This is a genomic window from Macrococcus bovicus, assembly GCF_030376725.1.
GTDB lineage: Bacteria > Bacillota > Bacilli > Staphylococcales > Staphylococcaceae > Macrococcus > Macrococcus bovicus.
The window spans coordinates 1,264,767-1,286,445 of record NZ_CP128470.1; the positions used below are offsets into that span (position 1 = coordinate 1,264,767).

At 47.2% G+C, this 21,679-nt stretch carries 21 protein-coding genes and 1 other annotated feature; all 21 genes read right to left on the reverse strand.

Going from position 1 to position 21,679, the window contains the following annotated elements:
* Nucleotides 1-211: 211 nt before the first annotated feature.
* Complete coding sequence (locus tag QSV55_RS06910) at nt 212-1,045, reverse strand: N-acetylmuramoyl-L-alanine amidase (RefSeq protein ID WP_289649611.1); 834 nt, start codon at nt 1,043-1,045, stop codon at nt 212-214.
* A complete protein-coding gene (gene dtd / locus QSV55_RS06915) occupies nt 1,042-1,494 on the reverse strand; it encodes a D-aminoacyl-tRNA deacylase (protein ID WP_289649612.1) in 453 nt (150 codons plus the stop codon). The genes QSV55_RS06910 and dtd overlap by 4 nt, the downstream gene beginning before the upstream one ends.
* 9 nt (nt 1,495-1,503) lie before the next feature.
* Complete coding sequence (locus tag QSV55_RS06920; protein WP_289649613.1) at nt 1,504-3,696, reverse strand: RelA/SpoT family protein; 2,193 nt, start codon at nt 3,694-3,696, stop codon at nt 1,504-1,506.
* Nucleotides 3,697-3,789: 93 nt separating this feature from the next.
* Entirely contained in the window at nt 3,790-4,311 is a 522-nt protein-coding gene (locus tag QSV55_RS06925) for an adenine phosphoribosyltransferase (protein WP_133450851.1), read from the reverse strand.
* Between the two features lie 15 nt (nt 4,312-4,326).
* Nucleotides 4,327-6,564, reverse strand: coding sequence for a single-stranded-DNA-specific exonuclease RecJ (gene recJ, locus QSV55_RS06930; RefSeq protein ID WP_289649614.1), 2,238 nt, complete (start codon nt 6,562-6,564; stop codon nt 4,327-4,329).
* Nucleotides 6,565-6,664: 100 nt separating this feature from the next.
* Nucleotides 6,665-8,956 carry a protein translocase subunit SecDF gene (secDF, locus tag QSV55_RS06935; RefSeq protein WP_289649615.1) on the reverse strand — a complete coding sequence of 764 codons (2,292 nt, stop codon included), beginning with the start codon at nt 8,954-8,956 and terminating at the stop codon, nt 6,665-6,667.
* Nucleotides 8,957-9,000: 44 nt separating this feature from the next.
* The gene (gene yajC, locus QSV55_RS06940) at nt 9,001-9,276 is read right to left on the reverse strand and encodes a preprotein translocase subunit YajC (RefSeq protein WP_133450854.1); all 276 of its coding nucleotides are present in this window, start codon (nt 9,274-9,276) and stop codon (nt 9,001-9,003) included.
* A gap of 10 nt (nt 9,277-9,286) precedes the next feature.
* Nucleotides 9,287-10,426, reverse strand: coding sequence for a tRNA guanosine(34) transglycosylase Tgt (tgt, locus tag QSV55_RS06945; protein ID WP_133450855.1), 1,140 nt, complete (start codon nt 10,424-10,426; stop codon nt 9,287-9,289).
* 11 nt (nt 10,427-10,437) lie between these two features.
* Nucleotides 10,438-11,463, reverse strand: a complete 1,026-nt coding sequence (gene queA / locus QSV55_RS06950; RefSeq protein ID WP_289649616.1) for a tRNA preQ1(34) S-adenosylmethionine ribosyltransferase-isomerase QueA — start codon at nt 11,461-11,463, stop codon at nt 10,438-10,440.
* A gap of 1 nt (nt 11,464) precedes the next feature.
* Nucleotides 11,465-12,478: a Holliday junction branch migration DNA helicase RuvB gene (gene ruvB / locus QSV55_RS06955; protein ID WP_133450857.1), complete on the reverse strand. Its 1,014-nt coding sequence runs from the start codon at nt 12,476-12,478 to the stop codon at nt 11,465-11,467.
* 12 nt (nt 12,479-12,490) lie between these two features.
* Complete coding sequence (ruvA, locus tag QSV55_RS06960) at nt 12,491-13,075, reverse strand: Holliday junction branch migration protein RuvA (protein ID WP_289649617.1); 585 nt, start codon at nt 13,073-13,075, stop codon at nt 12,491-12,493.
* Between the two features lie 8 nt (nt 13,076-13,083).
* Nucleotides 13,084-13,530 carry an ACT domain-containing protein gene (locus tag QSV55_RS06965; RefSeq protein ID WP_133450859.1) on the reverse strand — a complete coding sequence of 149 codons (447 nt, stop codon included), beginning with the start codon at nt 13,528-13,530 and terminating at the stop codon, nt 13,084-13,086.
* Between the two features lie 8 nt (nt 13,531-13,538).
* Nucleotides 13,539-14,828, reverse strand: coding sequence for a GTPase ObgE (gene obgE, locus QSV55_RS06970; RefSeq protein ID WP_133450860.1), 1,290 nt, complete (start codon nt 14,826-14,828; stop codon nt 13,539-13,541).
* Nucleotides 14,829-14,841: 13 nt separating this feature from the next.
* A complete protein-coding gene (locus QSV55_RS06975; RefSeq protein WP_133450861.1) occupies nt 14,842-15,243 on the reverse strand; it encodes a Spo0B domain-containing protein in 402 nt (133 codons plus the stop codon).
* A gap of 100 nt (nt 15,244-15,343) precedes the next feature.
* Nucleotides 15,344-15,628: a 50S ribosomal protein L27 gene (rpmA, locus tag QSV55_RS06980; RefSeq protein WP_133417306.1), complete on the reverse strand. Its 285-nt coding sequence runs from the start codon at nt 15,626-15,628 to the stop codon at nt 15,344-15,346.
* Nucleotides 15,629-15,638: 10 nt separating this feature from the next.
* Complete coding sequence (locus QSV55_RS06985) at nt 15,639-15,959, reverse strand: ribosomal-processing cysteine protease Prp (protein WP_133450862.1); 321 nt, start codon at nt 15,957-15,959, stop codon at nt 15,639-15,641.
* The gene (gene rplU, locus QSV55_RS06990; RefSeq protein ID WP_133431692.1) at nt 15,959-16,267 is read right to left on the reverse strand and encodes a 50S ribosomal protein L21; all 309 of its coding nucleotides are present in this window, start codon (nt 16,265-16,267) and stop codon (nt 15,959-15,961) included. Before rplU ends, QSV55_RS06985 begins: the two co-directional genes overlap by 1 nt.
* Before the next feature lie 14 nt (nt 16,268-16,281).
* Nucleotides 16,282-16,353, reverse strand: a sequence feature (ribosomal protein L21 leader region).
* A gap of 51 nt (nt 16,354-16,404) precedes the next feature.
* Nucleotides 16,405-16,896 (reverse strand): rod shape-determining protein MreD, encoded by a 492-nt coding sequence (gene mreD, locus QSV55_RS06995; protein ID WP_133450863.1) that lies wholly within the window; start codon nt 16,894-16,896, stop codon nt 16,405-16,407.
* The gene (gene mreC, locus QSV55_RS07000; RefSeq protein ID WP_289649618.1) at nt 16,896-17,741 is read right to left on the reverse strand and encodes a rod shape-determining protein MreC; all 846 of its coding nucleotides are present in this window, start codon (nt 17,739-17,741) and stop codon (nt 16,896-16,898) included. The genes mreD and mreC overlap by 1 nt, the downstream gene beginning before the upstream one ends.
* Before the next feature lie 204 nt (nt 17,742-17,945).
* Nucleotides 17,946-19,685, reverse strand: coding sequence for an ABC transporter ATP-binding protein (locus tag QSV55_RS07005; protein WP_289649619.1), 1,740 nt, complete (start codon nt 19,683-19,685; stop codon nt 17,946-17,948).
* Nucleotides 19,685-21,424 (reverse strand): ABC transporter ATP-binding protein, encoded by a 1,740-nt coding sequence (locus tag QSV55_RS07010; protein ID WP_289649620.1) that lies wholly within the window; start codon nt 21,422-21,424, stop codon nt 19,685-19,687. The genes QSV55_RS07005 and QSV55_RS07010 overlap by 1 nt, the downstream gene beginning before the upstream one ends.
* Nucleotides 21,425-21,679: the final 255 nt, after the last annotated feature.

The following is a 21,679-nucleotide window of genomic DNA, read 5'->3' on the forward strand; positions in this document are numbered from 1 at the left end:
ATACCGAAGTATCCACTCTCAGGACAAGTATCGTTTGTCTGACGGCTCTACTTTCATAGAACGACCTCATCTATTGTTCACAGTCAGTCGTTTAATCATCTAATTTCAGCACCATAGATGTCTCTAGTAATAAACGGAAAGACCTTGATAGATTCACGCGGTCATATCTTCAGTTAAATTCATAGTACTTCGTCACCGCATTAAAGTCAAGTTAATAGACAAAGTAATTTCTCAGGCCATCGACGATAGAAGTCGTGACAATCTGACGATAGAGCGGGTCAGTCATCATCTTTTCATCTGTCGGATTACTGATGTAGCCCAGCTCCAGGAGTACCGCCGGCATTCTGGTCTGATCGATCACCTGAAATTTTTCCTGTCTGACACCACGATCGGATAACAGTGCTTTTTTCTTGATGGAAAAATGCAGGGTATCTGCCAGCACCTTCTGCGATTCGTGGCTGTAATAGACCGTCAGTCCGTGCGGTGCTTTGTCACTCAGAGCATCACTGTGGAGGCTGACAAAGAGATCACCGGTCCCTTTACGGTCGTCCAGACTGACAAATTCATCTGTTGACCGTGTCATCACGACCTTGGCGCCTTCTTTTTTCAGCTTATCCCGCAGCATCAGCGCCGTTTTCAGCGTCACATCTTTCTCCAGCGTACCTGTCTGACTGCTCGCACCTTGGTCAGAGCCCCCATGTCCGGGATCAAGAATAATCGTCTTGTTTTTAAAGGGGTGCTCGGTCGCCACTGTATCGGGGGCGATATTAAGGTCGGTATGCCAGCCGGCTATCCAGCCTTTCTTCTTCTTATCGCCTACATAGTACCATTTGCCTTCATGCTTGATGATTTTAAGCCGGTCGCCTTTCTCAACATCAAAGACGACGGGATATGATGCCTGAGGACCGGTCCGCAGCTCACCATCCTCAATCATCTTAAGAGACGTCCGCTCACCTGACCGGCCTGCTGCAAGCCAGAATATCAGCAGCGCCATAAGAATACCTGCCAACAGCGCAGCTAAGAGAATTAATCGGTTCCGCTTCATTGAATCTTGCCGTCCCGGCTCTCATAAATAAGGGTCACAGGGCCATCGTTGCTGAGTTCTATGGCCATATCCGCACCAAATATACCTGTTTTAACCGTCAAGTTCTCCCGGCGCAGCAGCTCATTGAACTGGTCATACATCTTGCTTGCTTCATCAGGTGTCCGCGCCTTAGTGAAACTCGGCCGGTTGCCTTTACGGACATCTGCATATAAAGTGAACTGCGAAATAGACAGGATGCTGCCAGCAACATCCTGTATCGAACGGTTCATCTTACCCATGTCATCTTCAAACAGACGTGCAGTACTGATTTTTTTAGCCATTGCCGTTAAATCTGCCTCAACTGTCTCCTCCCCGATGCCGACCAGGAGAAGAAAACCTTGTTCTATTGCTTCAAAATGTTCATCAGTCGTTACAGATGCACGACTCACTCGCTGTAATACTACTTTCATATGCCACCTCTAATTCCAGATTCGGCTGACCGTATAAATATCGCTCAACTGTTTAATACGATCCACTACTCTCTGAAGTTCTGCTACATTCTTGACCATAATCCCGATATTGATCCTCACATGCTTATCGATGTCTGCACGACCATGCACGTGGACAAGGGAGACGTTTGTTGAGTTCACCGCATGGAGCACTTCGTTGAGCAGTCCGTTATGGTCATAGGCCGTCACTTCGAGATCAACCTGATAGGTCTGATTCTGGTTGATGGCTGCAACCCAGTTGACATCAATCAGACGTTCTGTCTCATCCTTGATATTCGGACACTCTGTACGATGCACTTTGACACCATGTCCTTTTGTGATATAACCTACAATTTCATCGCCCGGAATCGGATTGCAGCATTTCGATAGTTTGATCAGCATGTTATCCATGCCTTCAACATACACACCGGATTCGGTCTGAATAGGCGGTTTTGAGGATAAGGATTTATTGACTTCCTGCACCTGGTTCAGCGCCAGTTCTTTACGTTTGATGCGAATCTTTTCGGATAACTTGGCGACTACATTAGATGCGGTAAGCCCGCCGAAACCTACTGCGGCATACATATCGTCGGTATGGCTGAAATTATATTTATCCTTCAGCATGTTCAGATTCTCTTCAGTAAGGATTTCATCGAGACGGTAGTTCTGCTCCTTGATTTCTGCCTCAATCATGAACTTGCCTTTTTCAATATTGCTTGAACGGTCCTGTTTCTTGAAGAAGCTGCGAATCTTGCTTTTAGCGCTCGATGACTTGACGATCTTCAGCCAGTCCCGACTCGGACCATATGAATGCTTGGAGGTCCGAATTTCTATGATATCGCCCGTGTGCAGCTCATAGTCAATCGGCACTATCTTGCCGTTCACTTTGGCGCCGATCATCTTGTTGCCGACTTCACTATGCACCGCATAGGCAAAATCAATCGGCACTGCACCGATCGGCAGCTCGACGACGTCACTTTCAGGCGTGAAGACGTACACTTTATCGCTCTGAAGATCATACTTCAGCGATTCCATAAATGCTTCCGCATCAAGAGAAGTCGAATCCGCTTCCTCAATCTCTTCGATCCAGCCCATCTTGCTGAGTGACTTCGCTTCATCAGGATTGACCAGCTGCTTCCCTTCCTTATAAGCCCAGTGTGCCGCAACCCCATGCTCCGCAATCTCATGCATCTCTTTCGTCCGGATCTGAATTTCAAGTGGATCCCCGTTAGGTCCGACAACTGTCGTATGCAGCGACTGGTACATGTTCGGTTTCGGCATAGCGATATAGTCCTTGAAGCGGCCCGGCATCGGTTTCCAGAGCGTGTGGACCAGCCCTAAGACAGCATAGCAGTCCTTGATAGAGTCCACTATGACCCGGATAGCGAGTAAGTCGAAGATCTGGTCGAACTGTTTCTTCTGCTTGACCATCTTGCGATAGATACTATAGATATGTTTCGGCCGACCCGAGATCTCACCATGAATATCCGTGATCTCCATTTCATGCTGAATATTTTCTATCGCATTATGTATATATTCTTCACGTTCGCTGCGTTTTTTCTTCATCAGATGGACGATGCGGAAATACTGGATGCTGTCGATATAACGCAGAGAGATATCCTCGAGCTCCCATTTGATGGTGCTGATCCCAAGACGGTTTGCCAGCGGTGCGTAGATTTCCAGTGTCTCCTTCGCGATTCTGACCTGTTTTTCATGAGGCATCGCTTTAAGCGTCCGCATATTGTGCAGACGGTCTGCAAGCTTGACTAAAATGACCCGCACATCTTTCGCGATGGCAATGAACAGTTTGCGGTGATTTTCAGCCTGCTGCTCTGCTTTTGAGCGGTACTTGACTTTTTCAAGCTTCGTCACGCCGTCGACTATCGTGGCCACTTCTGTATTGAACATCGTCTGCAGATTTTCGTAGGTATAGGGTGTGTCCTCTACTACATCATGCAGAAAACCGGCGACAATAGTAGGTGCATCGAGCTTCATTTCAGCGAGAATACCTGCAACTTGAATCGGGTGCATGATATAAGGCAGCCCATTCTTCCGGAACTGGCCTTCATGCGCTTTTTCTGCAAGTTGATAGCTTTTGACAACAAACTGATAATCTTCTTCAGACAGATAACTGCGCGTCATCGCAAGTACATCATCAGCTGTATATGGATATTCGTTATTCACGCTATCACCTCACTTTTTATAGTGTTTTTATCATACTATAAAATATAGTAGAAATAAATATAAACAAAAAAGAATAAAGCAGCTCCCGCCGCATTATTCTTCGTCATACGAGACTAGAGACAGAACATCATAGCCCTTAAGTTTCTCCATCCCGTTCAAATACTTCAGATCGATGATGAAGGCAATACCCGCAACAATGCCGCCGAGCTCCTCAACGAGCTTGATAGTCGCTTCGATTGTACCGCCTGTCGCCAGTAGATCATCTGTGATGAGTACACGCTGACCTGGTTTGATAGCATCGCGGTGCATCGTCAGCACATTTGACCCGTATTCAAGGTCATATTCATATCGAATGACTTCACGCGGCAGTTTGCCTTCTTTTCTGACCGGTGCAAAGCCGATGCCCATCGCATAGCTGACCGGGCAGCCGATGATGAAGCCGCGTGCTTCAGGCCCGACGACAAGGTCGACCTGCTTGTCCTTCGCATAGGCAACAATCTGATCGGTCGCATAGCGATATGCTTCTCCATTATCCATGATAGTGGTGATATCCTTGAAATTGACGCCCGGAATCGGCCAATCCTTTACTTCTGAAATATACTCTTTTAAATCCATAGTAGCCTCCTGTGACTAGAACATTTTGTCATTAATTAGATTCTTGATACTATCAAATGAAGAATAAAGCAGTTGTTGCTCACGTGCCAGCTGGGCATGACGGGCTCTGTAGACAGGTGAAGCCTGCATATCTACTTTTCCCGCTTCCTTGTTGACGACAAGAAGGCCGCCCTCTTCATGCACCAGCCCCCGCTCCTTCAGGACTTCTATCATGAACTTCAGCGAATCAGGTGATACGCCGAGCGTCTGACAGATGGAGACCCCTTGCTGGACTAGGTTGACCGGTCCTTTGAACAAGATTTTATAAAGCTGCCTGAACTTATCCAGACTCGGCATCCCGTCAAAGTAGACTTGTACTGCTGAATGAAAGATCACATAAATCTGTTTGGCAGTTGCAGATTTCATCGATTCACTGAAGGCGGTTAAATCCTCCGGCAGATCTCTCAGCACAATTTTATCATGCCCTGACAGATTATCGCCATAGTAAAAATAATGTTCATTCTGTCTCGGACGATTCGGATTGATAAGATAGATCACGTCCTCATCCTTCAGAAAGGCAAAACGGCTGGCATGCTGATTGCGATAATCGATGTAGCGCACATTATCTGTTCTGACATCCTCGAGAATCATCTGAGGTGTGACATGACCATTCCATTCATTCAACTGAAATTTGCCGCAGACATCCACGACTGTATCAACCGGATAGTCATGAACATAGTGGCCGCCTGACCATTTCAAAGCTGTCAATGAGTCATCGAGCATCATCTTCATATGGGCCCCCTGCTGTCCAATGGCCTTGTTCTGCGTAACCGTCAGATCACTCAGTTTAAAGATGGGCTGCGGATTGCCTGTGCCAAAGGGTCTCAGTTTGTCCAGCTGCCTGATAGCATCAGCCGTCACATGGGCCATACCGACTTCCGCATCCACTTCAAGAATCGGCTGTAGCTCCCCTTCTTCTTCAATCAGGTCATTCAGTGCCTGTTCTAGTTGAGCGATATTTTCCCGCGGCATCGTCAGCCCAGCCGCCATATGGTGGCCGCCGAATTTAGAGAGCAGTGCTTCCTGCGCGGTCAGATAATCAAACATCGACACCTGGACGATGCTTCTGGCAGAGCCCTTCGCATAATCAGCCCCGAGGTTCAGGACAATAGTAGGCCTGTAATACTGTTCGACAATCCTGGAAGCGACAATACCCAGTACACCTTCGTTCCAGTTCTCGCCGGTAATCACGAGAAAATTAAGCCCCTGCGCCACTTTGTCCGCTGCCTGTGCGAGTGCTTCTTCAGTGATGTCCTGCACGACAGTCTTACGCTTGATGTTATAGGCATCAACACTTCCAGCGAGCTCGGCTGCATAGGCCGGGTCCTGCTCCATTAAGAGTTCGGCAACGGGTCGTGCATCTTCCAGCCGACCGACTGCGTTCAGGCGCGGACCGATGATAAAACCGATCGTCTCTTCTGTCACCTCACCTTGATGAGAGGCCTGAGAGAGCAGTGCACGGACACCGACCGGTAATGACTGATTCAGCGCCTCCAGCCCCTTCTTGACGAGCCATCTATTCTCCCCGGTCAGGGGCACCAGGTCACTGACCGTGCCGATCGCAGCAAAGCCGATCAGGCTCGGCTCAGTTCTGCCGGTCAGTGCCGTTGCAAGCTTCAGACTCACACCGGCACCGGCAAGATAAGGGCAAGGATAGTTACCGTCTGGATGAGCGGGGTGAATCACCGCATAGGCATCCGGCAGTGACTCACCTATTTCATGGTGGTCTGTAATAATGACATCGATGCCCAGCTCCTTAGCCACCTCCACTTCATGATGGCCCTTCACCCCATTATCGACTGTAATGATAAGTCCGACCCCATCATCGGCAAAAGAACGGAACGCCTCGGCATTCGGGCCGTAACCTTCTGTAAAGCGGTTCGGGATATAGAAGTCGGCCATGGCGCCGATCTCCTCAAGTGCTGCCATCAGAATGGTCACACTTGTCACACCGTCAGCATCGTAGTCACCATAGACCATGATCGGTTCCATTTCTTCCACAGCACGCTTTATCCTTGAAACTGCCTTCTCCATATCATACATCAGAAAAGGGTCGGCCAAGTCGCTCTCATCAAACCAAGTCTCGAGCTCCTCCCGAGTGGTGATGTGACGTGCCTCAAGTACCTCCTTAAGCAGAGGCGGTATTTTGAATTCTTTAGCAAGCGCAGAATCCAGTTCCGCCTTTTTTTCTTTTAAGAGCCATTGTTTAGCCATCCAGGTCATCCTCCTAACCGTTATATTATACCTTTTTCCCATTAAAAATGAAATTCAATAGAAAAAGCAGACCTGAGGAAGGTCTGCTGATCAGAGAAGATTAGACGTAAATCTTCTCATCGTTTTTAGGTTTTTCCGTATAGACAGTCAGTTGTCCGCCGCTCGCTTTAAGCTGACGCTTCTTCAAGATGCCCCATAACGGCACAGCTATAAAGATTGAGCTGAAGACCCCTGACACTAAACCGATCAAGAGCGCGACAGAGAAGTTAAAGATGCTCGGAGCACCGAGGAAAATCAGGGCGACGACCACAATGATAACGGTCAGTACGGTGTTGATCGAACGCGTCATTGTCTGTCTAATAGAGCTGTTGACAATTCTGTCGATCTGTTCCGGTGCGGTGATGACTTTGATCTTATGCAGATTCTCCCGCACACGGTCAAACGTGACGATGGTGTCATTGATTGAGTAACCGATAATCGTCAGTACAGCTGCGATAAAGGTCATATCCACTTCCAGTCTGATCAAGCTGAAGACGGCAATGATCAGAAAAGCGTCATGCAGCAGGGCTAGAACAGAAGTCAGACCCATGCGCCACTCGAAACGTAATGTCACATAAATGATGATGCCGATCGATGCGATAAGTGTCGCAAGCATCGCATTCTTAGCCAGTTCCTTACCGATGACCGGTGATACTGTATTGACGTTCGGCTCAAAGCCATACTTATCATCGATCACATTCTTCAGGTCATCAATCTGTGTTTTTGTCAGAGGTTCTTTATACTGGACGACCGCTGTCTTTTTATCGGCTCCGGACAATGTAATGGTGCCATCCGCTAAATCAATGGTCTGCAGGTCCTTCTCCAGCGTCTCCACATTGATAGCCTGTTCACTCTTCACATCGACACGAGACCCTTGCGTGAAGTCAATCCCCAGGTTCAGCTTGAATACTGACAGTGCAATCACGCCCAGTATAATCGAAGCAAGCGAGAGCATCAGTAATGGCTTTGCGAGTTTCATGAAATCAATGCGGTCCCAGACTGTGTGTAGATCGTGAATATCATAGCCTTCAGACAGGTCATGACGATGTTTCGGACTGATACCGAAGAGGCTGAAGTGCTTGTTAAAGAAATTGGAGTTGACGACAAGAGACATCAGCAGCCTTGTAAAGAAGACTGAGGTGATGAAACTCATCAGGATAGCGAGCAGAAGCATCGTCGCGAAACCTTTGACACTGCTGACCCCAAAGAAGAAAAGAACAAGCGCTGCCAGGACAGTCGTGATGTTGGCATCAAAGATAGTCAGAAATGATGACTGTGACCCATTCTGGTAAGCCTGTTTCAGACTGCGCCCGATCCTCAGCTCATCTTTAATTCGTTCGTACATGATGATATTGGCGTCAACTGCCATCCCGACACCCAGCACGAGCGCCGCAATACCCGGCAGAGTCAGAACGCCGTTAATCATGTTAAACGCCAGCATGGTCAAGTAAATATATGCTGATAACGTGATGACCGCAATCAGGCCCGGCAGTCTGTAGTAGAAGAGCATGAATAAGAAGATCAGGCCGACCCCTACTGCTGAGGCTAACAAGGTCTTGTGTAAGGCATCCTGTCCGAACTGAGCGCCTACAGAAGTAGAATACACTTCATCAAGCTTGACAGGTAATGACCCTGAGTTCAGTAAGTCAGCGATCTGCTTGGCACGCAGCAAGCCGTCCTGACCTGCGAAACCACCTGAGATTTCAACATTTTCAGAATTGATCGGCTGTTCCACTGAAGCAGCGCTGACATATTTCGGCTGCTTACCTTCCTGCTCGCGTTGCAGTTCTTTCTTATAGCTGTCTTTCCCTTCCTCAAAGTCCATCCAGATGACCATGACATTCGGTGTCATCTTAAAGACTTTTTCAGTGACTTCCCTAAACTTGCTGGCAGATTTAAGTTTAAGTGAAACGGCGGCTTCATTCGTGTCTTGCTTAAAGCCTTGCTTTGCGCCCCCTTGAACTAAATCCTTTCCGGACAGGAGAAGCTTATCGTTCGCATCGCGAATCGTTAAGTTCGCACTGGTCGATAGAATTTTACGGGCTTCATTCTGATTCTTGACACCCGCCAGCTGAACCCGGATACGGTTGCCTTCTTCAATCTGAATTTTCGGCTCCGATACACCGAGCACATTGACACGGGATTCTAATGTTTTACTGGTCGCTTTAACAGCCTCTTCATCAATCTTGTCACCTTTATCAAGTGGTTTGACCTGATACAGCACTTCAAAACCACCTTGCAGGTCGAGCCCAAGATTGACGTCTTTCATCACTTTCTGCACGGTGCCACCGATTAAGCTGAACAATAGAATAGCAATCAGCAGAAAAGCAACGAGTCTACTTCTCTTTTTCACAATTTCACCTCTTTATATAAATACTGACATCATCATATCATAGATTAAGAAGGACGTTTATCTTTGATGGCCTGCTTATCAAAAGTCAGCTCCTGGTTCCGTCCGACCAGTAATGTCACCGTCTGGGTATCAGTTGCTTTAACGGTGCCGTGGATGCCACCGATCGTCACCACCCGGTCTCCTTTCTTGAGACCGTTGATCAGCAGATTCTGTTTTTCATTTCTTTTCTGCTGCGGTCTGACCATCGCAAAATAACCGATCACAATGATGGCCAGCAGCGGCAGAATGTTGACTAAAATCATCTGTAAGTTTTCGTTCATCTTTATTCTCCTAGAAGTTTTTTGGATTTTCGACGTTCAGGCCATAGCTCTCAAAGAATTCCTCTTTAAAGTCCAGCAGGCGGTCGTTACGAATCGCTTCACGCACCTGTTCCATCATATTCAAGAGAAAATGCAGGTTATGAATAGAGGTCAGACGGATACCGAATGTCTCATCTGCCTTGATCAGATGTCTGATATAAGCCTTCGTATAGTTTTTGCAGGTGTAGCAGTCACAGTTCTCATCAAGCGGCGTGAAATCCCGTTCGTACTTCGCATTTTTCACCACTACACGGCCTTTTGAAGTCATGCAGGTGCCATTGCGTGCGATACGTGTCGGCAGGACGCAGTCGAACATATCAATGCCGCGTATCGCGCCTTCAATCAAGGCATCAGGTGAACCGACACCCATCAGATAGCGGGGTTTATTGAACGGCATCAGCGGAGTGGTATGTTCAAGCATGCGATACATGATAGGCTTAGGTTCACCGACAGACAGTCCGCCGATTGCATAGCCCGGAAAATCAAGTGACACGAGGTCCTTCGCACTTTGCGTACGCAAGTCTTCATATTCGCCCCCCTGGATGATGCCGAACAGCGCCTGATCTTCAGGTCGGTTATGTGCCTTCAGACAGCGTTCAGCCCAGCGAGAGGTTCTTTCTATTGAATCTTTGACGTACTGATATTCAGCGGGCATCGGCGGGCATTCGTCAAACGCCATCATGATGTCAGAACCGAGATCGTTCTGGATCTGCATCGCTTTCTCAGGGCTCAGGAACAACTTAGAACCATTCAGATGATGTCTGAAATGAACCCCTTCTTCTTCAATCTTACGCATATCGCTTAAACTGAAGACCTGGAAGCCGCCCGAATCTGTTAATATCGGTCCGTCCCAGTTCATAAACTGATGCAGTCCACCTGCTTCACGGATAATATCACTTCCCGGACGCAGCCAGAGATGATAGGTGTTGCTCAAGATGATTTTTGCATTCATCGCATGCAGTTCTTCCGGACTTACTGTTTTAACAGTCGCCTGTGTACCGACAGGCATAAACATCGGTGTCTCAAAAGAACCATGAGGGGTATGGACGATCCCTAGACGCGCCCCTGATTGTTTACAAGTTTTAATATGTTCATAAGTTACTGCTGGCATAATATTCTCCTTTAATAAATAAACATCGCATCGCCAAAACTGAAGAAGCGATACTTTTCTTTGACGGCTTCTGCATAGGCATTCAGCACGTGCTCCCTTGTCGCAAGACTTGATATCAGCATCATCAGCGTCGATTTCGGCAGATGGAAGTTAGTGATCATCGCATCTATCCCTTTGAACTCATAGCCGGGATAAATGAAGATATCCGTCCATCCTGAAGTCTCAGTGAAATCAGCATGCAGCGATGCAATCGTCTCAAGTGTCCGGGTGGAAGTCGTGCCGACCGTAATAATGCGGCCGCCGTTCTCCCGTGTCTGATTCAAGATATCTGCAGTCTGCTGCGACATCTCGTAATATTCACTGTGCATATCATGGTCTTCTATCTCTTCGACACTGACAGGCCTGAATGTACCGAGCCCGACATGTAAGGTGATATAGGCGATATTCACACCTTTAGCAGCGATCTTTTCAAGCAGGTCCTCTGTAAAATGGAGGCCAGCTGTCGGTGCCGCAGCTGAGCCGACTGCTTTGGCATAGACGGTCTGATAGCGGGACTGGTCTTCAAGCTGTTCCTTTATATACGGCGGCAGCGGCATTTCACCCAGTTCCTCAAGCCGCTCCTGCAGGATTCCGTTATACTGAAGCGTCATGATGCGCCCGCCTTGAGGCAGGAGCTCCTTACAGACTGCTGTCAGTTTCCCGTCACCGAAACTGACGACTGTTCCTACTGTGACACGTTTAGCAGGCTTAATCAGGACCTCCCAGTCATTGTCCGCCATTTGTTTCAGCAGCAGCATCTCGACTTTAGCGCCTGTTTCTTCTTTGATGCCATATAGTCTGGCCGGCATGACCTTGGTGTCGTTCAGCACTAAAGTGTCACCTGCATTCAGATGACTGATAATATCAGAAAAATGTTCGTGACTGACAGCACCCGTTTCCTTATTCAAGGTCATCAGACGGCTCGAAGTCCGGTCAAGAAGCGGCGTCTGCGCGATCAGTTCTTCCGGCAGTTCAAAATCAAAATCATTTACATTCACGTTATTTCCTCTTTTCGTTACGATACGGATAATTAAAATGTTCATAAGCGAACGGCGTAGCCGCACGGCCGCGTGTTGTCCGTTCCAGAAAACCTTTTTGAATCAGGAAAGGTTCGTAGACATCTTCTAACGTCACACGTTCTTCGCCTATACTGACAGCAATCGTATCAAGGCCTACCGGTCCGCCGTTATAGCGTTCAATGATTGCCGTCATAATTTTGTGGTCGATGTGATCGAGACCGTGCTGATCGACCTGCAGCATATCCAGTGACTGTCTCGTCGTCTCAATATGAATCATATCCGAACCCTGCACCTGCGCAAAGTCCCGCACACGTCTAAGCAGACGATTCGCAATACGCGGCGTACCCCGGCTACGGCTGGCAATCTCACCAGCTGATTCATCATCAATCTCTGTAGCAAAAACAGCGGCCGTACGCGTGATGATCTCCTTCAGGCTCTCTTCGTCATAGTAATCCAGCCTTAAATGCACGCCGAATCGGTCTCTCAGGGGTGCAGACAGACTACCTGCCCGCGTCGTGGCGCCCACCAAAGTGAAAGGCGGCAGATCTATACGGATACTGCGCGCTTCCTCCCCTTTACCGACCACGATATCCAGACAGAAATCTTCCATCGCCGGATAAAGAATTTCCTCAACGACACGTGACAGTCTGTGAATCTCATCGATAAACAGGACATCGCCTGCATTCAGCGACGAAAGAATAGCGGCCAGGTCGCCGGGGCGTTCAATTGAAGGACCGGACGTCGTGCGGATATTGACCTCCATCTCATTCGCGATAATATTGGCGAGCGTCGTCTTACCGAGACCTGGAGGGCCGTATAGCAGGACATGATCCAATGCTTCCTCGCGGAGTTTCGCCGCCTGAATAAAAATCTCCAGATTATTCTTCAGCTTAGGCTGACCGATATATTGATGAAGGTAATGCGGTCGCAGACTCAGTTCAGTCTCCGCTTCAACATCATTCATCAGGTGGTCATCCATCATACGTTCATCCATATAGCCACTTCCTTAAGAAACTAAAATCTGTAGTCCTCTTTTAATATTGTCGTCTACTTGCTCTATTTTTTCAGCTTTCAGTATTTTCTCAACCTTCCTCAGTTCCCGTTTGGAATAGCCCAGTGCTTCAAGTGCGAGTAAGGCTTCTGAAACTGCACCGGTGTCAGAGAATTCCTCGAAAAGTGCTGATTCATCTGTAATGACGAGTTTGCCCTTTAAGTCGAGAATAATCTGACGTGCGGTTTTTTTGCCGATGCCCGGAAACTTGATGAGGTAAGCTTCATTTTCTTCTTCAATAGCCCGTCTGATTTCATCAGGTGTGCTCGTCGCAAGGATGGCCAATGCCGATTTCGGACCGATGCCCGTCACTTTGTTGAGTGACAGAAAGAGACTTTTCTCCTCTGCACTGATGAAACCATATAACGTATGCGCATCTTCACGGACAATCAGCTGCGTATAAAGCCGGGTCTCTTTATGCAGGTATTTCTGCAGACGATAAGGATTCGGTGTATGACACTCATAGCCGACGCCCCCGATGTCCATGATGACATGTGTGGGTGTGATCTGTGTCAGTTGACCTTGTAAATAAGCGTACATAGTGCCTCCTACATATTCATACCGAGCAGCTGCACCTGATTGACACCGTCAATCTGTTTCAGCTTCTCAAGCAGTTCATTGATCGTGAGTTGCATCTCTCTCGCATTCAGCGAAATCGTGATCGTTGCCTTCTCCATGATCGGCAGACTCTGGTGGATTGTCAATACAGAGCCTTTTTCTGCCGCAATACATTCAAGTATACGGTAGAGCAGTCCTACATTGTCATCGACGTGGACGAGAAGCGTGATATTGCGTTCTCTCGTCTGATCTTCGACGGGAAAAATCGTATCCTTGAACTTATAATAGGCACTGCGTGAGAGATCATAGCGTTTAACAGCCTCAAATATCGATATCTGCGGCTCACGTTCCAGCAGTTTTTTTACTTTGAGTGTTTTTTTGACTGATTCCGGCAGGACATCTTCCCTGATCAAATAATACTTCTGTCCATCGCTCATTTCATCACCTACTCAACGAATTCGAATTCGCCCCCGAGAATGCGGACGATATCTCCATTTTTAGCGCCGCGTTCACGAAGCGCATCATCGATTCCCATCGAACGCATCTGACGCGCGAAACGTCTGACTGCCGCATCACGGTTGAAGTCCGTCATCTTGAAGATTCGCTCGATAGAATTACCGCTGACTACATAGGCGCCGTCATCGTCACGCGTAATCTCGAAATGATCCACTGACTTCTCGTGTTTATAGAGGACACGGTGAATACCTGTATCTTCTTCATCTGCATCAAAGTCCATATCTGCTGTCTCGTCTAACAGATCGGCCACCCGGTAGAGCAGCTGATCGATATTCTGATAGGTTGCGGCACTCAGTTCGATGATCTCAAGCTCTTCACCGACTTCTTCCTTGAAGAGAGCCAGGTTGTCCTCTGCCCCGAGCATATCCATTTTGTTCGCCACAACGATCTGTGGTCGCTTAGCCAGTTTTTCATTATAGTTCTTCAGCTCACGGTTAATGGTCAGATAGTCTTCATATGGGTCACGACCGTCAGTGCGTCCCATATCAATCATATGAATGATGACGCGTGTCCGTTCAACGTGACGCAGGAACTGGTGACCGAGGCCTACGCCTTCAGACGCGCCTTCAATCAGCCCGGGTAAATCCGCCATCACAAAGCTCCGGTTATCTTTAGTCTGCACGACTCCGAGGTTCGGTTTGATTGTGGTGAAATGATAGGCACCGATCTTCGGTTTCGCTTTAGAGACGATTGATAATAAAGTGGATTTCCCGACGCTCGGGAACCCGACCAGTCCCACATCTGCCATCAATTTCAGTTCAAGGATGACTTCAAGTTCTTCACCCGGCTCACCGTTCTCACTGAATTCAGGCGCCGGATTGGCGGCTGTCGCAAAACGCGAGTTGCCACGTCCACCACGTCCACCTTTAGCGACAACAGCGCGCTGCTCATGCATGACGAGGTCAGCGATCACTTCACCGTTTTCTGCATTCTTGATGATCGTGCCTGGGGGTACTTTCAGGATTAAGTCTTTCGCCCCGCGGCCGTGCATATTGCTGGACTGACCGTTCTCCCCTTTCTCAGCTTTAAACATACGCTGAAAGCGGAAGTCAAGCAGCGTTCTTAAACCCTCATCCACTTCAAATACCACTGACGCCCCTTTGCCGCCATCTCCTCCAGCCGGGCCCCCTAAAGGTACATATTTCTCACGACGATAAGCGACGATACCATTACCGCCGTCCCCCGCTTTTAAATTAATTTTGACCTGATCGACAAACATTTAAACACCTCTTTTATTTCTCTATATAATAGTCAGTCGCAGCATCGTCAACACTGAATGTCAAATGATACCGCTCTGCTTCTTCTTGAATCGTAATGATGATCTGCTGGCCCTCTGCCTGTTCTATCCAGGCTGTAAACTGGGCGGACAGCCATGCATCCTGCGAACCGTTACCTGTCGTTTCAACCTGAAAATCAAACCTGAAGTCTGTTGTCAGTTTATGATGAACCACTGTGTTGACGAACTGCGGCCAGCTGAGCTGAATGAAAAGCTGTTCACGCTGTAACTGCTCGCTCCAGTCCTGAACGACTGACTGTACTTTGCTGTAATCTTCCAGTTCACAGTAAATGCTGAGCAGCTGCAGCTGGTTGCTGAGATCATGCTTCGCCCTTAAATAAAGATCAAGTTCTTTCATCAAACCACCTCATCCCATTATAACACGTCTGTCTATATGGGACGAACAGTAACATCAAAAAAGAAAAGCACTAGAACAGTGTCTAGTGCTTGAATCTTTATTATTTTGCTTCAGCGTATACTGAAACTTTCTTTTTGTCACGTCCGAAACGTTCGAACTTAACAACGCCGTCGATTTTAGCGAATAATGTGTCATCGCCGCCACGACCTACGTTTTCACCAGGGAAGATTTTAGTACCGCGTTGACGGTATAAAATTGAACCACCTGTTACGAATTGACCATCAGCACGTTTAGCACCTAAACGTTTTGATTCAGAGTCACGACCGTTACGTGTAGAACCTACCCCTTTTTTCGATGCGAAGAACTGTAAGTTTAATTTTAACATGAGTTACACCTCACTTATAATTTAGTTGGATGAACTGACCATATTCAGCTTCAATCGTCTCGAGTGAGACAATCATCGCCTGCAGGATCAGTTGCGCTTCATTGTTATTCAAATCTACCACACGCGCCTTGAAAAAGCCACCGTCGTGTGCGTAATCAATATCGGGTCTTTCATCTGTCAGTCCAAGCACTGCATTCATACTGCCGAAAACGACAGCTGAAGCACCTGCACACACCAAATCCTGTCCATGTGGAGCTGAGTCTGCATGACCTGTCATTTCAAAGTCAGTGACTCTGCCATCATCATTTACAGCAATCGTGACATGAATCATTAAGCGTTGATCGCTTCGATTGTTAATTTAGTGTAAGGCTGACGATGACCTTGTTTACGTTTGTAGTTCTTTTTAGGTTTGTATTTGAATACAGTTACTTTTTTACCACGGCCGTGTTTTTCAACTTTCGCAGTAACAGTAGCGCCTTCAACTACAGGTGAACCCACTTTAACAGATTCTCCGCCAACCATCAGAACTTTATCAAAAGTAAATGTAGCGCCTTCTTCTGCGTTTAATTTTTCAACCCAGATTTCTTGACCTTGTTCTACTTTTAATTGTTTTCCACCAGTTTCGATAATAGCAAACATACTTGCACCTCCTAATATATTTTAAGTCACGCCGTATACAGGTGGCCGGAGCACTTCAACCTCTATCCGAGCGGTTGTATGTAGCTATAAACTACTCAACTTGATTATAGTAACACCTTACACATTTGAAGTCAATACTAATCATCACTGCGATTCAATATTTTCAGCACAGTCGGGAACAGCACATAGATCAGGACGAAATTAATGACTGCAGAAGGGAGTCCATGATGAAAAACAAAATAAATCAGTCCATGTGAAGTGGAATAAAGAATGCGGTAGACTGCATAGAAGATGACTTCAAAAAAAAGGACAAACCCTATCAGCAGACTGATCATGACCGCTGTGTCTTTATAGAAAACATTAAACAGACGGCTCATCAGCATGACGCATGCCATGTAACCGAATGTGTAAATGCCGTAGATGGTCGATAAATAGATATCAGAGATCACCCCGAAGACCACTGCCATCGTCATAGCGACTGATGAATGCCTATAGACGGATAGAATCAGCAGATAAATAAACAGCAGATGACTGGTGAAAAAAAACGAACCGACAGGCATGAGACTATTGATCAATGTATCCAGATAGAACAGTACGACTGCAATACCTGCAATAATAAGATATTGCATCACTTGCCACCTGCCGCCGGACTTTTCATCGCTATATAGACATGAGTCAGGTCTTTCAGACTGGCAGCCGTCTCAACATAGGCGATCTGACTCAGACCAAATTCATCATTCTCAATTTTTTTCACTTTACCGATGACAATCCCTTTCGGAAACTGGCCGCCGAGTCCGCTCGTCACCACATTTGTACCGACCTTCAGCTTGATATTGTTCTCAATATCATCAATGACGAGCAGATCCTTGCTGTCATCATACTGATCGATCATGCCGAAGACTTCACTGCCGCTATTCTGCAGCGTCACACTGATTTTGCTCGCTTTCGCGCTGGAAGAAATCAGTTCGACCTGACTGGAATATGCATTCGCTTTTTTTATTCGGCCGATCAGGCCTTCATTCGTAATGACCGCCATGTTCTCCTTGACCCCGGACGTCTGTCCTTTATTGATCACGAACGTATTCATCCAGTCATCAATATTGCGAGCGATAATAGTAGCCATCTGCGGATCATAGCTCGCAATACTTTCTGTTTTCATCAAACTTCTCAGCTCCGCGTTCTCTTTCTCAAGACGGTAGTTATCCGCTTCAAGCTGATTAAATCCTCGTATCTTCGCCCGCAGCGTCTTATTCTCTTCTACGGCATCCCACATATGCACCATATTACTGAGATTCTGGCCGATGAAGAGCATCGGATAGCTGACAATGCGCTGTCCGACTGCTGCAGAATCCCCTGCTATCTGTTCTGGCACTGTTGTTTCGTGCTCTCTGAGCGACAAGCCGACCAGCATGATAAAAACAATGATACCGAATAAAATAAAGACAAGCCTGTTGCGTTTATAAAAATCGGGCAACCTGAACACCTCACCACTTTAAATAATAGTTAAAGAATATCATATTTTGATTTTAACCGAAGCTATTTTTAACAATTTCAACGGTTGAAAGTTTGCAGTGTCTTATTCGTCAGCCCCTGCTGCGCTGCGGATTCACCTTGCGACAGAAGGCGGCATCAAAAAAAAGTAATTGCCCTTCGGCAATTACTTCTAATATAACATGATTTACTGACTATTGGCAGACTGAAGCTGATACATCTTGGCATATTGACCACCAGACTGAAGAAGTGTCCGATGAGTCCCGCGTTCAATAATTCTGCCTTTATCCAGCACTATAATCTGATCCGCATTTTTAATGGTGGACAGCCGGTGCGCAATAATAAATGTCGTTCTGCCCGCTTTCAGAACGTCCATCGCCTGCTGAATGACCGACTCCGTTTCTGAGTCAATACTTGCGGTCGCCTCGTCCAGTATCAGGATAGCCGGATCAAAGGCCAGCGCGCGTGCGAATGAAATCAGCTGACGCTGGCCGCTGGATAATGTATTCCCTTTTTCCACTACCGGTGAATCAATGCCGTTTTCCAGCGTATCAAGGACTCTTGACCCACCGACCGCTTCGAGTGCTGCTTCTGCGCGCTCGCGTGAAATCCGTTCATCATTAAGCGTGATATTGCTGAGAATGGTCCCGCTGTATAGATACGGGTCCTGCAGAACAATCCCCATATGACTGCGGAGTGAAGCTTTCGTAACCGACTTAGCATCCACACCATCCATCAGAATCCGTCCCTTAGTGGGGTCATAGAATCTGAAGAGGAGGTTCATGATCGAGCTTTTTCCTGAGCCGGTATGGCCGACGAGCGCGACTGTCTCACCCCGGCGAGCATGAATATTGATGTCCGTCAAGACATACTCGCCTTCTTTGTAGGCGAATGACACATCTTCAAAGACGACATCACCCTCTAACTGAGTGATGGTGTGGTCCTCCGGGACTTCAGCCGGTTCGTCGAGCATCTCATAGACACGGTCTGCAGAGACGCGCGCCTGTTCGAGGACGCTCAAATTATTGACGAGGTTATACATCGGATTGAACAGTCGGGTCAGATATTCAACAATGACATACATCATACCGGCAGTCAGGGCAGTTTCGCCGCTCAGAAATGTAGAACCGAACACATAGATCATCACCGCAAAGATCACGGAACGAATGGTGCCCATTAGATTATGGCTGGTCAGTGAGTCCAGCTGAATAATACGGGAATAGTTCCGCAAGTAATCATCATTCAGTTCATTGAATTCCTGCTGAATCTTCTCTTCCTGATTGAACGCCTGAATAATCGTCATACCGTTGATCGATTCATTCAGCATCGCATTCATATCACTGTTCTTTTCACGTGTCACCTGATTGTATTCATCAGACAGTCTGCGGTAGACCACCAGCCAGCCGATGAGCAACGGCACGACAAGGAACGCTGCTAGTCCCACTTTCCAGTTGAAGAAGAAAATAGCGACGATAATCGCAATAATATTAACAAAACCGGACAAATAGGTCGGCAGCAGCACAGTAAACAGCTCTAAGATTGTCTGCGTATCGTTCGTGATTCTCGCCACCACTTTACCCGCCGGCAGTGTATCGAAATACTTGATCGGCAGCTTCTGCATATGTCTGAACAGCTTATTTCTGAGATTCATGATGACATTGGAGCCTGCATTCTGGAAATACAGCGTCTGATAGTAACTGAATACGGCATTGACAAGCGCGATGACCGCATAGATACCAAGCAGCTGCATGATGGGTGCGAGATCAATGGTACCCGCTGCCTCTTTCACATGGTCATCTATGATCTTCATCGCAATCACCGGGCCGATCAGTTCAGCTACGACAGCACCTGCCAGGAAAAGAAAGCCGATGACAAAGAGCTTCTTGAACTTAAGTGCTTCATGTAGCAATCGTTTTGAATTAGACATTACTTCTCCTCCTCTCTCAGTTGCTGACGGTTGAACTGCTCCAGGTACCAGCCCGGTTGTCTGATAAGTGATGCATGCGTACCCTGCTGGATAATTTCGCCGTTATCAAGCACAACGATCAGATCAGCATGCTGGACAGCAGACAGACGATGCGTTGAAATGATGGTCGTCTTTCCACTGCGGGACTGCTGTATGTGTTCGATGATCGCTGTCTCTGTTTTAGCATCGACTGCTGACAGGGAGTCATCAAGGATCAGAATATCCGGATTTTTAATCATGGCACGTGCGATTGAAATCCGTTGTTTCTGACCACCGGAGATGGCAATCCCTTTTTCACCGACCAGTGTATCCAGACCCTGCGGCAGGCGTTTAACATCTTCAGTGAAACTCGCGAGCTCTATTGCACGCGCAATCTCTTCTTCACTGGCATCCGGCCGGCCGAACAGGATATTGTCTCTGACTGAGCGTGAAAATAAAATGTTTTCCTGTGAGACGTAACCGATTTTTTCGCGGACCTGACGTTTAGTCAGCTGACCGATTTGAACACCTCCGAGTGTGATCCGGCCCTCACCGACTGGATACTCTTTTAAGATCTGACGGATCAGGGTAGTCTTGCCGCTACCTGTCGGTCCGACAATACCGAGCGTTTCTCCGACACCAAGTTCAATATTGACCGCTTTTAAATTGACCTGTTCACTTGAGGGATATTGGAAGTGGACAGCATCGAATGACACATGGTGATCAGGTGCAACAAGTGAATCAACCGAGTCCGCCATGACGTCATCGGTCTCCAGGACTTCCATCACACGGTCGAGTGAGGCATTCCCGCGCTGCATAATGTTGAAGAGCAGACCAATGGCAAACATCGGCCATACCATCATATTGAGATAGACATTGAAGGCAATTAAATCACCGATTGAAATCTCGCCACGATTGACGAGTACACTGCCGTAACCGAGAGCGATGATAAAGCTGATCATCGTCACGATAATCGTCAGCGGCTTAAACAATGCATCCAGCTTTTCGACTGCCATAAACTTATCCACGACGTCCGTCGTCATTCTACTGAAACGTCGGTTCAGATTGTCTTCCTGTGCAAATGCCCGTGTCACTCGGATCCCTTCAATCGACTCCAGGACATCATCATTCATATCCCCGAAGGCATCCTGACTGATGGTATAGCGTTTATGGATCATCTTACCTAGACGCTGCTCGATAATGGCGAGAAGCGGCAACGGCAGCATCGCAAAAAGCGTCAGCTTCCATGAGATAGCAAAACCCATCATCAGTATGATGGTCACCAGATACGTCGTACTATCAATCAGTGTGAGTATACCGAATCCGACAGTCTGCCGGATGGCACTCAAATCATTTGTTGCCCGAGCCATCAGGTCACCTGTACGGTTTTTTTCATAATAGCCGGGACTCATGGAGAGAAATTTCGCCATCAGTTTCCTTCTCATCAGACTCTCGAGAAGCTGAGAACCGTTGAAGAGCAGAAATCTCCAGACATAATTGATCAGATAGCCGATGATAATCAGCGCAATGAATGCGGCGATTATCTCATAAAAGCGTGCGGTTGTAAGACTGCCGAGCGTAATGGCATCAATCGTCTTACCGATCAGCCACGGCGGCAGAATCTCCACGACGTTCGCTATCAGTAAGAGAAGAACTGCGATTAAATAGCGTTTCTTCTCCTGCTTGAAAAACCAGCCTAATTTAAATAGTACATCAAACATGTAAATCCTCCTTCTTAACTCCTCATAGAAACACAAAAAGCTCATACCTCCCCTAATGGAAAGCATGTGCTCAACAACGGAAGAGAGACTCCTCCTCTGTCTTAATTAGTGTGACTCATACGAGGAGGACAAATTAATTTGTAATGACAGACGCGGATATTCATTGCGCATATTAATCTCCTCCTTTTCTTATTTTCAATATTATCATAATTCAAATAATTTAAACTGACAACACTTTTTTTCGTTTTCCGAAAT